Raw genomic sequence first — 14,599 nt, 5'->3', positions numbered from 1 at the left:
CCTAATAATTGGGCAGCGGCCACACCTGCGTCTGCCCGTGCGGCTTTTCAGCACTGACAAACCTAACCAGCCCATCATAGTCAAAACCGCGCCACTGGCTCAGGTACTGGCGAATCAGTGATTCACCGGGCACGTCGAGCGGAACAATAGCCTCGCTGCAGCCCTTTCCCTCGATGTGCCAGAAACACTGGCCACTGCCAACAGCAAATACGGTTACCCGGGTCAGGTCTGCCAAATCGAGCTCAGTGCGCGCGCCGCTGGGTCGGCAATACACCAGATGATCGTCCGTTAATACAACCGTCGGTTCATAACCGGCGGTTCTTCGATTGTCTCGTCGCAAAGAATGCATCATCGGGCGTCGAAGTCCGGCAGGCCGTTCAGCGGGTCGTTTGCATCGCCTGAATCCCGGACCACCAGAATGGTGGTTCGCCGGTTGGCGGAGCGACCTGCCACGGTGTTGTTATCGGCAATGGGATACCGGTCACCCTGATAGTCAGTCAGAATGATCGACGGGTCGACACCCTGCTCGACCAGATAGTCCGTCACCCGGTTGGCTCTGCGCTCGGAGAGCCGACGGTTATCGTACCGGGTGCCCACGTTATCGCTGTGGCCAACCACTTCCAGGGCCAATATGCGCTCATCGGCCTCAACGTAGGCAACCAGGTCATCGAGTACAGACTGCGCCGCACGGTCGATCAGTTCGCCACCGCTCGGGTAATTCACCACGCTGCGCTCAACCTGACCAAAATTAACGGGCAAGAGCCCGGCCGAGCAGGCCAGATAGTCGTTATAGTAACTCTTGAACTCGACCGGGGAGACTTGCACCCTGATTGGTTCTGAGCCATAGCGAGCCTGGCGGGTGAACGTTGGTGCCATGCCATTGGCCAGTTCGCCCATAATGCGCCGGGCCCGGTCTGGCTCAACCCGCAGCGGGATATCCAGATTCCGCACCTGAACATAGCCGAGTTCATTGGTCAGGGCACTTGAGCGCCAGTCAGGCGCTTCTATGGTCAATGCTGCCTGCCCCAGTGCCATTTGGTTGCGGGTAGCCTGTAAATAGAACTCAAGCTCCTCTCCGGCCTGGTGAAAGAAGACAGCCAGCCCATACTGGGGAATCGGTTGATAAAACTTGCAGTAATACTGGTTAGCATCCAGCTGCCAGGTGGTATCGGACAGGCCGGTGCCGTAATTCGCCGCCCAGGCCGTTGGCAGGCAACACCCAAGTACCAGGGCGATCAGGCAATCGCGGCCAGAAATGGCCGCTGCCCGGGGTGCCCGGGCGAATCGTTGCCGAACGGTCATCAGTGTGTCTCCCGTGTTTTGCCGGTTATCGGCTAATAATAAGCCCAGAAAAGGCCTATTTGCGCCCTATTTATAAAACCACAGCAAACGCCTTGCCATAACTGACCAGTTCATTAAGATGATCGTCAAATTCCTGGTCTGGAGCGCGCGTGTCGCACCCCGAAGCTCACTGGCTGTTGTCGCAGCGTTTTCGTGGTTATTACCCGGTTGTCATCGATGTTGAAACCGCGGGCTTCAATGCCCGCACCGATGCTCTGCTTGAAATTGCCGCCGTCACTCTGAAAATGAACTCAGAAGGCTGGCTGTCACCGGATAAAACTGTGTTTTTCAATGTAAAGCCATTCGAAGGCGCCAATATGGAAAAAGCGGCGCTCGAATTCACCGGGATTGACCCGCACAACCCGTTGCGCGAGGCCATTGATGAAGCCGATGCTCTGAAGAGCATTTTCAAAATGGTCCGCCACGGCGTCAAGGATGAAGACTGCAAACGGGCCATTCTGGTCGGTCACAACGCGACCTTTGACCATTCGTTTCTGATGGCCGCTGTTGAGCGCGCCGACATAAAACGCAACCCGTTCCACCCCTTCTCAACCTTCGACACTTCAGCCCTGGCTGGTCTGGTCTATGGCCAGACGGTGCTCAAAAAAGCCTGTGAAGCGGCCGGCATCGAATTCAACGACCGCGAAGCGCACAGTGCCGAGTACGATACGCGTAAAACCGCCGACCTGTTTTGCGATATGGTCAACCGCTGGAAACAACTCGGCGGCTGGCCTCTGGTGCCAGAGGTCGGGGAATTTGAAACCCAGCAGGAGTTCATGGACAGACAGGAGCAGGGCTCATGAAATGCATGGCCGACCTGTGCGTCATCCCCATCGGTGAGGGCGTTTCGGTCGCTGATGAAATCGCCGGTTGCCAGCGTATTTTACAGCGTTTTCCGATAGAAACTCGCATGCACGCCTATGGCACCAACCTCTACGGCCACTGGGATGATGTCTTCGCCGCCATCAAAGCCTGCCATGCCGAGCTCCATGAAGGCGGCGTAACCCGCCTGTCATCCACCATCAAGGTCGGTACCCGTACCGACAAAGACCAGACCTTTGATGACAAGATAGGGGCAGTGGAAGATCGGCTAGCACCATGAGCCAGGAATTCGCAGGCGAAAATTCAGCGTTATCAACATATGCATTGGTGCTGGTCGGACCGTCAGGTACATCTACTGAAGGTACGCCGTAAACCCATCCATGGGGGCTCGAAGATCGCATCCATGCGATCTAACGACCTTCAGTAGACGCACCTGACGTTCCTTGGATAACGTTTAGCTACTCTTTAGCGAATGCCTGGCTCATGGCGCTAGCCTGGGCATTGTTCAGGCCGGGCAATTAACCCGGCCTGAACCCTCCTTTTACTCGCCCGTAGCAGCCTCAGTTTTCTTCGCCGCCGGCTTACGCTTGGCTTTGGGTCGGCCGTTGTGCCAGACAATCTTGCTCTTGTTGCGTGCCAGCTCATCGAACGCGAAATCATCGACGGTCAGCATGTCCAGAACATCAGCTTCATAGGCCACCATGAACTTGAAGTCGTCCTCGTTGATCAGTTCAGCTTTGTGAGCCTCCTCAAAGCGCTGTTCGGGGTGCAGCGCCGTCATCGGCAAGTCGCCTTTGGCATAGGCTTTGTTAACGACCTTGTACAAGGCTGTCGCGCGATCGTTGTCTTTGAGCAACGCATTGTAACGGGCCAGAGGGTTCTCTTGCTGACCGTCTTCCTGCGTTTGCCAGGTGTCTTCAATCAGATGGCTGCGCAATGGCGAATCAGTTGACACATCCCGTGCAATCCGCGCTACCAACGTATCCGACGGCATGGGCCAGCGCTTGCCGAGCGGCAACACCACCGGACGCACCGCGATCGCAACCGGACGGTTTGGCAGATTATCGAGAATCTCATCGATGGCCAATTCAGCGCGATGCAACATGAACTCACAGCTGTACCGCATCAGCGCTTCTTCTCCGGCGACTTTGGTGCCTTCATGCCATTCTTTGAGCACCATTGAGGTCATGTACAGGTTCGACAACACATCCCCGAGCCGGGCCGACAGCATTTCACGCTGCTTAAGACCACCGCCGAGTGTGCCCATGGCCACATCGGCCAACAAACTGAACGAGGCACTGAAGCGATTCACCGCCCGTGCATAACGGCCAGCGTCGCCATAGAACGGCGTTTCACCGGTCGGAATGCCCAGGGCCGCGGTCAGTGACCGGGCCACGTTACCCGCCGCCATGCCGATATGACCAAATATGGCCTTGTCGAAGCCACGAATGTCGTCGTTGTCTTTTGCTTCCAGCTCCTGAAGAACCCAGGGGTGGCAGCGAATGGCGCCCTGGCCAAAGATCATCAGGCTGCGGGTCATGATGTTCGCCCCCTCAACCGTGATTGCCACTGCCGTTGAAGAGTATCCAATACCGAGATAGTTGCGCGGTCCCAGGGTGACGGTTTTTCCGCCGTGTACATCCATGGCGTCGGTCACCATCTGGCGCTGAAACTCGGTCAGCTGGCTTTTCAGAATAGCCGAGGGCACCGCAGGCTTCTCGCCATTGTCGATCATATTGGCGGTGTGCCGCACTGTCGCACGTGCAATGTAGGCCATTGATGCGATGCGGGCGAGCGGCACCTGCACACCTTCCATATCCGCAACCGGCACATTGAACTGACGCCGAATGCGCGTAAAGCCACCCGCCAGACCCACCATGTAACGGCCTGAACCACTGGCACCGGATGGCAATGTGATGCAACGACCGACCGAGAGGCACTCGACCAGCATACGCCAGCCCTCCCCGGCCATATCGGTACCACCAATCAGCCAGTCCATGGGAATGAACACGTCTTTGCCGACGATCGGGCCGTTCATAAAGGGGCTACCGATAGGCGCGTGACGACGACCAATCTCCATGCCTTCAGTGTCGCGCGGAATCAGCGCGCAGGTGATGCCTATATCTTCGGTATCACCCAGCAATTTCTCCGGATCAAACATCCGGAACGCCAGGCCAACCACGGTGGCAATAGGGGCCAGGGTGATCCAGCGTTTTTCAAAATTCAGGCGCACACCCAGAACTTCTTTGCCCTCATGCATGCCTTTACAGACAATGCCGGTATCGGGAATCGAGGTCGCGTCAGAGCCGGCACGCGGGCCAGTCAGGCCAAAACAGGGAATTTCACGGCCATCGGCCAGGCGTGGCAGGTAATGGTCTTTCTGTTCCTGGGTGCCGTATTTGAGCAGCAATTCGCCCGGGCCGAGCGAATTGGGAACGCCGACGACAACCATCAGGGATTCATTCACCGACAGTTTCTGCAACACCGCCGACTGTGCCTTGGCCGAAAAGCCGAGCCCGCCGTATTCTTTCGGAATGATCATCCCGAAAAAGCCTTCTTTTTTCAGGTAGTTCCAGGCATCGGCCGGCAAGTCAGCACGCTCATGGGCAATGTCCCAGGCGTTGCACATGCCCGACACAACACCACACTGGTTATCAACAAAGGCCTGTTCTTCTTCGCTCAGGCCATCGTTGCGCTTGTCCATCAGCACGCGCCAGTCAGGCCGGCCGGAGAACAATTCGCCGTCCCAGCCAACGGTACCGGCTTCCAGAGCGACCCGTTCCGTAGCGGATACCTTGGGCGCCACTTGTTTGAAAATAGAAAACAGCTTGGGGGTCAGCCAGCTGCTGCGCAGCGCCGGCAAACCACCGACGGCGGTGCCGGCAGCCGCCAGAATCAACAGTCCGCCCAGCCAGGGGCTTTGCCACCAGAAACCGATAACACCCACGACGGCGAAACCGACCACCAGGGCCAGTGCGCCCATCTCACGACGTAAAATAACCAGCTTGACGACTACCGCCAACGCCAGAATCAACAGATGGTTCATATTGATCTCCCAATCAATGGAAAAGTTGCCCTTCGCTGACCAGTCCAGCCAGTCTAATCGTTAAACACATGTTTGAAACTTAGCGACTTACGAGTCAACTTGCCAACCCAATGCAACGCTTTGCGGTGTTCTTTGACCTAGGGGAACGAATCAACAGCTTAGCGGAGATCCAATGAAAAAAACCGGGCAAGCCCGGTTAAAAGGAGAGTATTGAATAAAAAAGTCGAGTCTCGCCGTTGGCTGCCCGCCGAAAATCGGGTGCTGAGGGTAACTATCGGGAGAGGTCTACACAATAAAGGCTGCTGTGCCGTCTCTCCTCGAAGGTAGAGTGGGCGACTATTCGCCCGACGCCGGAGAGTCGCCTCCCGTTCGCGGGAGGCAAAGCAACCAGATTCAGGCAGAATGCTCGCCGATAAAAGATTTCAGTGCACTGGCAGGCTGAGCGCCAACACGAGTGCCAACCGGCTTGCCGTTTTCGAACATCATCAGCGTCGGCAGGCCGCGAACGCCGTATTTGGACAACACGTCCGGGTGTGCATCGGCATCGAGCTTCACCACGTTAACCTTGCCTTCGTATTCACTGGCCAGGTCTTCGAGCACGGGCGCAATCATCTTGCAGGGGCCACACCAGTCGGCGTAAAAATCGACCAGAGTCAGGCCCTGGCCGCCTTCGACCGTCGCAGTAAACTGTTCCGCATCCAGCAATTTCACGTTTGACATATTCTGTACCTCTTCAGGTCAATGACTTTGATGCCTCTATAATAGATACTTTGCATTTCGATACTAGACAGTATTTTTGAGCATCTTTATGCCATATTTGGAACAATCTTTACCTGAAGAGGAAGGTACTCCGCATGGAATTGAATGGCCTGTCACTGTTTGTTGATACCGTTAATGCGGGCAGTATTACCGCAGCGGCGGCCCGGCGGGGCATGCCCAAATCCACTCTGAGTCGCCAACTGCGCCAATTTGAAGAGACACTGGGCGTAACCCTGCTGGAACGCTCGACACGACGCATGGACCTGACTGAAGCCGGCCAGAGCCTTTACGACAATGCGGCGCCTTTTCTCGACGAACTGTCCGACATTCAGTCTTCGGTGCTGGCCTATCAGCGACAACCCAAGGGTACCCTGTCGATCCAGATGCCACAGGAACTGTTCACGACTCAGATGGGTGAACTGATCAGCGAATTCCTGCAACGCTACCCGGACATCAGCCTCCGGTGCACTCAATACAGCGGCCAATACCCGTTGCCATCGCCAGAGCACGATCTGCAATTCATTTTGCACGATGCCCCTCTGCCCGACAGCGACTGGATTGCCCGGTCACTGATGAGCATTCCCCAGGGGCTCTATATCGCCAGCCACTGCGCCGACAAAACTCCGGCCACCCTGGCGGAACTCGGGCAGTGCCGCTGCATTCTGCAAACCGGCGAAACCCAATGGGCATTCCGGACCGGCCAAACCCTCACGGTTCAACCCATATCAGGCAGACTCGTCCTAAACAGCCCGGACATGCAATTACAAGCCGCCGTGCGCGGCCTGGGCATCGCCCGCCTGGCCCGCTATCAGGCTGAACCCGCCGTCCGGCGTGGCGCGCTGTTGGAAGTCACCCTGGAAGGAAAACCGGTTGCCCAGCAACTGACCGTGGTCTACCGCAGCCGCCAGCTACCATTGAAAACGCAGCTGTTTCTGGACCATTTTCAAAATCATATTGGGAGGCTTTACAGCCTTTTGTGAAATCAATTCCTCGCCAGAAGCCACAGGCACCGGGCATTACCATTCCGGGTCGCTGTGAATACATCCCTGTACGCTTGACTTCGGCATCTATGCCTCAGACATCCCCGAATGGTAATGCCCGGTGCCTGTGGGTCATACAGCGCCAAACTCAATCCATAAAAAACCCGGCCTAAGCCGGGTTCCGGAGTAACTCAACAGATCAGAGCTTGCCGGAGTTGTTACCCAGGTAATCAGCAACGCCATCTGGCGTGTTAACCATGCCTTCATCGCCTTTCTGCCAGCCAGCCGGGCAAACGTGGCCGTTCTCTTCGAAGAACTGCAGTGCTTCCACGACCCGGACCAATTCATCGATGTTGCGGCCAATCGGCTCATCGTTCATGTGCTGCGCACGAACGACGCCTTTTTTGTCGATGACGAAAGACGCACGGAATGCCACCCCTGGTGGGTAGTAGCTATCGCCACCTTCAGATTCGACGCCATAGGCACGGGTGATGCTGTGATCCATATCGCCCACCATGGTGTAGCGAACCGGACCAATACCGCCCTGGTTGACCGGCGTGTTGCGCCAGGCGTTGTGGGTGAAATGCGAGTCAATTGACACGGAGATCACCTCAACACCCAGTTCTTTGAGCTTTTCAACACGCTTATCCAGCGCAATCAGCTCAGAGGGGCATACAAAGGTGAAATCCAGCGGGTAAAAGAACACCAGCGCATAACGTCCTTCGATGGACTGGCTCAAACTGTAGTTATCAACGATTTCGCCGTTGCCTTTAACCGCCGGTGCGGTGAAATCAGGGGCCTTACGACCCAGTAATACGCTCATGAAATCTCCTTGAGTGGGTGGGTAAATAACAGGGATTTTAAAAAAACAGGCATCACAGCCCGAACCATTGGCCTGCGGTGCAACCGCAGTCTACCAAGTCAATGGCTGACTTTTACAGTTCAGGGGAGTGTTCGACAGTCTGTTCAGACCTTTCAAGCCTGTTCTTGCAACCGAACCTTGGCCGCTATTATTAGGGCAAAGCGGGCCATTTCAATGGCCCGCTCACTGCACTGCTGGCGTTAAACGCTGCGCAGCACCACCATCGGCGGAACCTTTATCACCCGGCGGGTCGACACCACACCAATGACGCCGATCACCACACCCCCGAGAATCGGGCCGGTAACCCACAGCAGCGGGTGCGGCGTCCAGCTCAGGTTCAGCATTTCCGTCTGGAAATAGGCCAGCGCGACTTCAGCGCCCAGCGCACCCAGCAACCCGGCCAGAGCACCGAGTGACGCGAACTCGATCCACAGGCCGCCACGCACCAGCGCCGCCCGGGCACCCAGGGTACGCAGAATGGCGCTTTCAACCAGACGCACATCAAGCGTCGCCTGCACGCTGGCCAGCAGCACAATGAAACCGGCCACAAGCACCAGCCCCAGTATGAACTCAACCGCTACCGTCACCTGGCCGACAATATCCTGAATCTGCCGAATAATGGCATCGACTTCAATCACGCTGACGGTTGGGTGTTGGCGCAACAGTTCAGCCAACAAAGGCTTCTGGTCAGCATCCAGATAAAAACTGGTGATGTAGGCCGCACCGGCGCCTTCCAGAATCGGGCCACTGAATATCACGTAAAAGTTCGGCGCCAGGCTGTCCCACTGAACGGTGCGAATGCTCTTGACGGTCACGTCCACCGGCTGGCCACCGATAGTAAACGTCAGCTCATCACCCAGCCCGATCTCCAGTTGCTCGGCGAAATCCTGTTCTACGGAAATCAGGTTGCGCTGAGCGTCACCCGGCTCCCACCATTGTCCGTCCACCACGGCATTGTCATCGGCCAGGGTGTCGGACCAGGTAAGATTCAGCTCACGCCTGAAATCGTCGCCACTGGGCTGCAGACGGTCCAGCCGATCAACAAGGGCCTCATCGTTAACGTCGGTCAGCCGACCCCGAATCATCGGGTAGAGAGGCTCCCGCTGGACGTTATTGGCATCCAGAATGCCCTGAAAACCATCGAGTTCATCTTCGAATATGTTAAAGGCAAAATGGTTGGGCGCGCCTTCGGGTAACTGCTGCTGCCATTCTCCGATCAGCGAAGACCGCAACAACGTCAGAATGAACAGCAGCATCAGTGCAATGGAAAACACCATGATCTGAAAGGCATTCTGTCGGCTGTGGCGCTGCAGATTGGACAACCCCAGGCGCCAGGTCGTACCCAGGCGGCTGCCATAACGGCGCACCACACGAATCAGCACCGCCGCCATCAATGAGACGCCGAACAAGGCGATCAGACCACCGCCGAGCAATGCTGCCGTCAGCAACACATCGCCACTGTAAAACCAGACCAGCCCGACCACCGCCACCGCACCGATGGCAACGACCATGCGCTGGCTCAGCGTTCCGCCTTCCAGCTCAGACCGCAACACCTTGGCCGGTGGCACCTGCCGCAACACCCAGACCGGCGGGAACGCGAAGGCCATCAGGCAGACCATGCCGGTCAGCAGCCCGATCCAGATTGGGCGCCAGCCTGCCGGTTCCAGTTCTCGCGGCAACAGTCCGGAGGCCAGCTCCAGAAAAGCCCAGTGCAGTATCCAGCCCAGCGCCAGGCCCGCAAAGACAGTAATCACGCCCAATATCACCAGGTTGCCAGCATACAGCCGGGCAATGGCGTTGGGCGTCAGCCCCAGGGTTTTCAACAAAGCAACGTGGCTTAGCTGACGACTGGCGTAACGCCGCGAGGCCAGCGCCAGGGCCACCCCGGCCAGCATCACGCCCAGTGATCCCGCAAGCAGCAAGAAACTTTCAGCCCGGTCCAGAGCCGAGGTCACGCCCTCGTTGGCGTCGCGTACGTCGGCCCAGCGGTAATCCGGGCGTAACGTATCCTCAACCTGAGCTTTGAACGGTTCGACATCGCCGCCCAGCAAAAGCCGGTAGCGAGCACGACTGCCCAGTTGCACGGCTCCGGTTTGCTCCACATCGGCGGTGTTAATCATCACCCGGGGGTTAAAATCAAAAAAAGAACCGGCTTCGTCCGGCTCGGTGATCAGCGCTGCGGTTACCGTCAAATTGGCATCGCCAACGCCAATGGTGTCGCCAATGCCAATGCCCAGCGACAGGAACAACCGCGAGATGATCCAGGCTTCTCCGGCGGGGGGCCCGGCCTGAACCGAACGTCCTTCACCGAAGGGCTGATCGGCAATCACCAGCTCACCCTTCAGCGGGTACTCGGGGGAAACCGCCTTAACGGCGCTCAACTGCAATGCATCGTCGTTGCCAAACGCCATGGCTTGAAAGGTGACAATATCGGCCGTAGCCAGCCCCGCCGACTCGGCTTGCTGGCGCAATTCATCGGAGATCGGAATGGCACTGCGACTGCGAATCTGGGCATCGGCCGCCAACAGGGATCCCGCTTCGTCCTGTATCGAATTGCGAATTCGGTCGGAGAACAGGCCAATGCTGGTCACCGTAGTGACCGCCACCATCAGGGCGGCAATCAGGATATTCAGCTCACCGCTGCGCCAGTCGCGCCACAGCAGTTTCAGGGCCAGTGAACGCGCCGCTCCGGCTTTGCCTGCTCCCGATTGGCGCGTTTCTGATTTCACGGAAACTGTCATGCCAGCGCCACCTCGCGCAAGGTACCGTCTTCCATTTCCAACTGCCGGTCACAGCGAGCGGCCAGTTTCGGATCGTGAGTAACCAGCACCAGAGTGGTGCCGCTCTCGCGATTGAGGGAAAACAACAGGTCAGCGACTTTTTCACCCGTACGGCGATCGAGATTACCCGTGGGCTCATCGGCAAACAGAATCGGGGCTTCACTGGCAAACGCCCGGGCCACAGCCACGCGTTGTTGCTCACCGCCGCTCAGTTGCAGCGGGTAGTGCGTGGCCCGCCCGGCCAAACCGACCCGGTCGAGCCATTGAGCGGCACGAACCTGAGGTTCTTTCGCGCCTTTTACCTCCAGCGGCAGCATGACATTTTCAAGCGCCGTCAAGCTCGGCAATAACTGAAAGTTCTGGAATACAAAACCCACTTGCTCGCCTCGCAACAAAGCTCTTTGCTCCTCGTCCAGGCCAGTAATTTCGGTGCCTGCGAGAAATACCTCACCGCTGCTGGGCCGGTCAAGACCCGCCAGCATGCCCAGTAAAGTTGACTTGCCGGACCCCGACACACCAACAATGGCAACGCTTTCGCCCGCGTAAATCGCCATATCGATCCCCTTCAGGATGACCAGCGACCCTTCCCCACTGGCCACTTCCTGTTTAAGCTTTCGGGTCTCGATCATCATTTTGGACGTATCATTCATGTTGTCTGGGTCTCTTTTTCGTCAATGGGCAGGTCGTTTGCTGTGCCTGGCAGGCTTCAGCCTGGTCGCTACGGTGCAGGCAAACACACTGCTGGTTATGGGTGATAGCCTGAGCGCTGGCTACGGAATGCCGCCTGAAGCCACCTGGGTCACGCTTATGGAGCAACAACTGACCGAGGGCGATTCCGATTACACCGTCATCAATGCCAGCATCAGCGGCGAAACCTCTCGCGGCGGCCTGGAACGCATGCCAGCCTTGTTGAGTGACTATAAGCCGAACGTCGTTATCCTGGAGCTTGGCGCCAATGATGGCCTGCGAGGCTTTCAAATCGACCACATCACCCGCAATCTGAGCGAGATGATCGAACTGTCACAGCAGTCCGGCGCCACGGTCATACTGTTAGGGATACGCTTGCCGCCCAACTTCGGTTCTCGCTACACCGAGCCGTTTTTTGAACAGTACGCTACCCTGGCCGATCAGCACGATGTGCTTTACCTGCCCTTTATGCTGGAAGGCGTGGCCCAATACCGTGATTTGATGCAAGACGATGGCCTGCACCCAACCAGTGACGCTCAACCGATCATTCTGGACAATGTATGGCCGCTGGTGCAGGAAGCCCTGAGCCAGACGTCATCTTGACGCAAAGATTACAACGTGAATTAGAAGTTTACTCAGTGGCCCTGGTCCGCGCCGACTTTGAGACATGAGCGGCGAGACTGAAAAGTGCAAAATGAGTGTTAAGACAACACCCGGCCCCGCCACTCGAAAGGTACCGCCCAGAGTTTCTGTTTCTCTTTGGGGTATTGCGCCCATAGCTCGGCGTAGGTCAGGCCTGACCCGGGCATCAGGGTATCCGGCAGGGTGTCGGCCATAGGCTTGAGCACAAAGGCGTTGCGCGCCGTTTCCTGGCGCGGCAGCTCTATGCCCTGGTAGTCGCCTACCCGGTCTCCGTAGGTCAGCACATCGATGTCCAGCGTTCGCGGGCCGAACTTGGGTCCGTTGCGGTCGCGGCCGTTGTCGTCCTCGATCTGTTTCAGAATCGGACTGATGTCTTCAAGCCCGAACGTGGTATTGATCACCACTACCGAATTGAGGAAATTACTGCCATCGAAACCGACCGACTCGCTCTCGTAAACCGGTGAGCAACGCAACTGGCCAAACGCATCCGCGAGGGCATCCAGCGCCTGGCCCAGGTGCCGGTAGCGGTTGATGTTGCTACCCAGGCTGAGTGCAACAACGGTAGGTGTGGCGTCGGTCGGGCGGGAAGTATGAGTCACGTTAAAAAGTCCGTTTGATATGGATGCCTACTCCGGCACAGTCTGCCACAGCACCGCGTTTATTGATGCGAAGCTGAATGTCGCGAATGCCCGCAAACTCGTAAATCAGGGTGCACAACTGCTCCCCGAAGGTCTCTATCAACTCAAAAGACTGCTCCGAAGCCCAGGCCCGGATCTGCTTGCTCAGGGCATCGTAATCGAGTGCTTTGGCCAGGTCGTCGCTGGTGCCGGCCGGCCGGCAATCGAATGCCAGCGTCAGGTCGAGCCAGAGTGTTTGGCGAATGCTGCGCTCCCAGTCGTAGGCACCGATCACCGTCTCGACTTGCAGACCTTCAAGAAAGACCTTGTCGGTTGTCCGGTTGGTAACTGTCTGCTGTTCAGGCATGCACGGCCTCCAGTTCATCGAGCGACCAGCGCGCCCGGATATCCAGCGCCAATGGGCTGGTTTCACCGGCTTTAAGGCGCTGCCAGCCAGCGTAAGCGATCATGGCGCCATTATCGGTACAAAATTCGAGGCGCGGGTAGTAAAGCTTGCAACGCCGCTCGCTGGCCATCGTCTCCAGCTTTTCACGCAGGCGCCGGTTGGCGCTGACGCCCCCGGCGATGACCAGCGACCGGTGACCTGTCTCTTTGAGCGCTCGTCGGCATTTGATGGACAGCGTATCAACGACCGCCTCCTGAAAGCCGGCGGCAATATCGGCCATTATCTGGGGTGGCACGGCCTCTTCAACCGCATGGGTCGCGACGGTGTTACGCACTGCCGTTTTCAGACCCGAGAAACTGAAATCCATTCCCGGGCGGTCGACCATGGGACGCGGGAACTCGAACACACCCGGCGTGCCGCTGTCGGCCAGTTTGCTGAGCAATGGTCCGCCAGGGTATGGCAGGCCCATCATTTTAGCCGTCTTGTCGAAGGCTTCACCGGCGGCATCGTCGAGGGTTTCACCCAGAATCCGATACTCCCCGACGCCGCGCACATCGACCAATAGGGTGTGCCCGCCACTGACCAGCAGGGCAACAAAGGGGAACGGGGGTGCGTTGGGTTCAAGCATCGGAGCCAGCAGGTGACCTTCCATATGGTGCACACCCAGCGCCGGCACGTCCCAGGTCCAGGCCAGAGAGCGCGCCAGAGCGGCCCCCACCATCAGAGCGCCCACCAGGCCAGGGCCTGAGGTGTAGGCTACACCATCGACCTTACCAAGCGGCAAATCCGCCTTTTCGAACGTGTGGCGAATCAGAGGAACCAGCTTGCGAATGTGATCTCGCGAGGCCAGCTCGGGCACCACACCGCCGAATTCAGCGTGCATTTTCACCTGACTAAAAAGCGTATGAGCCAGCAAACCCTGATCAGAGTCATACAGGGCAACACCAGTCTCATCGCAAGAGGTTTCAATTCCCAGAACGCGCATTCATGCTCCCAATGGGCAAAGCCAGCCACCAATACTGAGTCGGAATCGGCCGGGTGTTGTATAAACCAAAGATTCGGAGTCCGGTTTAATTGGGAGGCATTGGCCCGCAACGGCCACCGGGTACGCCCCTGTGGGGTCGGCGTAGATCCATCCATGGAGCCTAGACCGCAGCATCCCTGCTGCGGACTACCCCACAAGGGCGTACCCGGCAGCCGTTGCTCCCTCCCCAATAAACGTCGAAGCTTGGGTCACAAAGAGGCGAGAGTTTAAAGAATGCGGTGCCATAAAGGAAATCACTCAATCGTCACCGGTTCTTCATAGGGCTTTACAGCGCAGGGCTCAGGCCGTAAAATCACGCGCCTCGAATTTGGGGGTTCTGCGACCGGAACCCGCTGCGAGATGTCAAACCCACACTGAAAAGGTCTTTTTAATGCCAGCAGTTAAAGTAAGAGAAAACGAGCCGTTCGACGTCGCTCTGCGCCGTTTCAAGCGTTCCTGTGAAAAAGCCGGTGTTTTGTCTGAAGTGCGTCGTCGTGAGCACTACGAGAAGCCGACCTGGGTTCGCAAGCGCAAAGCTGCTGCCGCGGTTAAGCGTCACGCTAAGAAACTGCAGCGTGAAAACAAGCGTCTGGTACGTTTGTACTAAAATTTCTGCATTGGGTTAACGAGCAA

The 14,599-nt window shown here is 57.4% G+C and carries 15 protein-coding genes; 5 read left to right on the top strand and 10 right to left on the bottom strand.

Features of this window, described 5'->3' with window-relative positions; all coding sequences use genetic code 11:
* Position 1: 1 nt before the first annotated feature.
* Positions 2 to 352: a hypothetical protein gene (locus tag G565_RS0100940; protein WP_028669297.1), complete on the bottom strand. Its 351-nt coding sequence runs from the start codon at positions 350 to 352 to the stop codon at positions 2 to 4.
* Positions 349 to 1,302, bottom strand: coding sequence for a flagellar protein MotY (locus G565_RS22410; protein WP_157599967.1), 954 nt, complete (start codon positions 1,300 to 1,302; stop codon positions 349 to 351). Before G565_RS22410 ends, G565_RS0100940 begins: the two co-directional genes overlap by 4 nt.
* A 149-nt stretch (positions 1,303 to 1,451) precedes the next feature.
* Here G565_RS22410 and rnt point away from each other — a divergent pair, with 149 nt between their 5' ends.
* Together rnt and G565_RS0100925 are read left to right on the top strand one after the other, a co-directional pair.
* Positions 1,452 to 2,144: a ribonuclease T gene (gene rnt, locus G565_RS0100930; RefSeq protein WP_051207067.1), complete on the top strand. Its 693-nt coding sequence runs from the start codon at positions 1,452 to 1,454 to the stop codon at positions 2,142 to 2,144.
* A complete protein-coding gene (locus G565_RS0100925; RefSeq protein ID WP_028669295.1) occupies positions 2,141 to 2,443 on the top strand; it encodes an MTH1187 family thiamine-binding protein in 303 nt (100 codons plus the stop codon). Before rnt ends, G565_RS0100925 begins: the two co-directional genes overlap by 4 nt.
* A 261-nt stretch (positions 2,444 to 2,704) precedes the next feature.
* On the opposite strand, the gene G565_RS0100920 is transcribed toward G565_RS0100925, so the two are convergent.
* Positions 2,705 to 5,209: an acyl-CoA dehydrogenase gene (locus G565_RS0100920; protein ID WP_028669294.1), complete on the bottom strand. Its 2,505-nt coding sequence runs from the start codon at positions 5,207 to 5,209 to the stop codon at positions 2,705 to 2,707.
* 393 nt (positions 5,210 to 5,602) lie between these two features.
* Positions 5,603 to 5,929: a thioredoxin gene (gene trxA / locus G565_RS0100915; protein ID WP_028669293.1), complete on the bottom strand. Its 327-nt coding sequence runs from the start codon at positions 5,927 to 5,929 to the stop codon at positions 5,603 to 5,605.
* 134 nt (positions 5,930 to 6,063) lie between these two features.
* Here trxA and G565_RS0100910 point away from each other — a divergent pair, with 134 nt between their 5' ends.
* Entirely contained in the window at positions 6,064 to 6,948 is an 885-nt protein-coding gene (locus G565_RS0100910; RefSeq protein ID WP_037336930.1) for a LysR family transcriptional regulator, read from the top strand.
* Positions 6,949 to 7,147: 199 nt separating this feature from the next.
* Here the strand turns inward: G565_RS0100910 and G565_RS0100905 are convergent, their stop codons facing one another.
* From G565_RS0100905 to G565_RS0100895, 3 genes are all read right to left on the bottom strand, one after another.
* A complete protein-coding gene (locus G565_RS0100905; RefSeq protein WP_028669291.1) occupies positions 7,148 to 7,771 on the bottom strand; it encodes a peroxiredoxin in 624 nt (207 codons plus the stop codon).
* A 239-nt stretch (positions 7,772 to 8,010) separates the two neighbouring features.
* Entirely contained in the window at positions 8,011 to 10,551 is a 2,541-nt protein-coding gene (locus tag G565_RS0100900) for an ABC transporter permease (RefSeq protein WP_051207065.1), read from the bottom strand.
* A complete protein-coding gene (locus tag G565_RS0100895) occupies positions 10,548 to 11,240 on the bottom strand; it encodes an ABC transporter ATP-binding protein (protein WP_211227105.1) in 693 nt (230 codons plus the stop codon). The genes G565_RS0100900 and G565_RS0100895 overlap by 4 nt, the downstream gene beginning before the upstream one ends.
* Between G565_RS0100895 and G565_RS0100890 the strand changes: the two genes are divergently transcribed.
* Positions 11,239 to 11,880: an arylesterase gene (locus G565_RS0100890; RefSeq protein ID WP_028669288.1), complete on the top strand. Its 642-nt coding sequence runs from the start codon at positions 11,239 to 11,241 to the stop codon at positions 11,878 to 11,880. The genes G565_RS0100895 and G565_RS0100890 overlap by 2 nt on opposite strands.
* A 98-nt stretch (positions 11,881 to 11,978) precedes the next feature.
* On the opposite strand, the gene folK is transcribed toward G565_RS0100890, so the two are convergent.
* From folK to tsaD, 3 genes are read right to left on the bottom strand one after another with little or no spacing between them, the layout of a single operon-like run.
* Positions 11,979 to 12,518: a 2-amino-4-hydroxy-6-hydroxymethyldihydropteridine diphosphokinase gene (gene folK, locus G565_RS0100885; protein ID WP_051207063.1), complete on the bottom strand. Its 540-nt coding sequence runs from the start codon at positions 12,516 to 12,518 to the stop codon at positions 11,979 to 11,981.
* Between the two features lies 1 nt (position 12,519).
* Positions 12,520 to 12,903, bottom strand: a complete 384-nt coding sequence (folB, locus tag G565_RS0100880) for a dihydroneopterin aldolase (protein WP_051207061.1) — start codon at positions 12,901 to 12,903, stop codon at positions 12,520 to 12,522.
* Entirely contained in the window at positions 12,896 to 13,927 is a 1,032-nt protein-coding gene (tsaD, locus tag G565_RS0100875) for a tRNA (adenosine(37)-N6)-threonylcarbamoyltransferase complex transferase subunit TsaD (protein ID WP_028669285.1), read from the bottom strand. Before tsaD ends, folB begins: the two co-directional genes overlap by 8 nt.
* 430 nt (positions 13,928 to 14,357) lie before the next feature.
* Here tsaD and rpsU point away from each other — a divergent pair, with 430 nt between their 5' ends.
* On the top strand, positions 14,358 to 14,573 hold the full coding sequence (gene rpsU, locus G565_RS0100870; protein WP_028669284.1) for a 30S ribosomal protein S21: 216 nt from the start codon (positions 14,358 to 14,360) through the stop codon (positions 14,571 to 14,573).
* Positions 14,574 to 14,599: the final 26 nt, after the last annotated feature.

Source organism: Saccharospirillum impatiens DSM 12546, assembly GCF_000423605.1.
Classification (GTDB): domain Bacteria; phylum Pseudomonadota; class Gammaproteobacteria; order Pseudomonadales; family Natronospirillaceae; genus Saccharospirillum; species Saccharospirillum impatiens.
The sequence above is the reverse complement of the archived record's forward strand: the minus strand, read 5'-3'. Positions and strand labels throughout refer to the sequence as shown.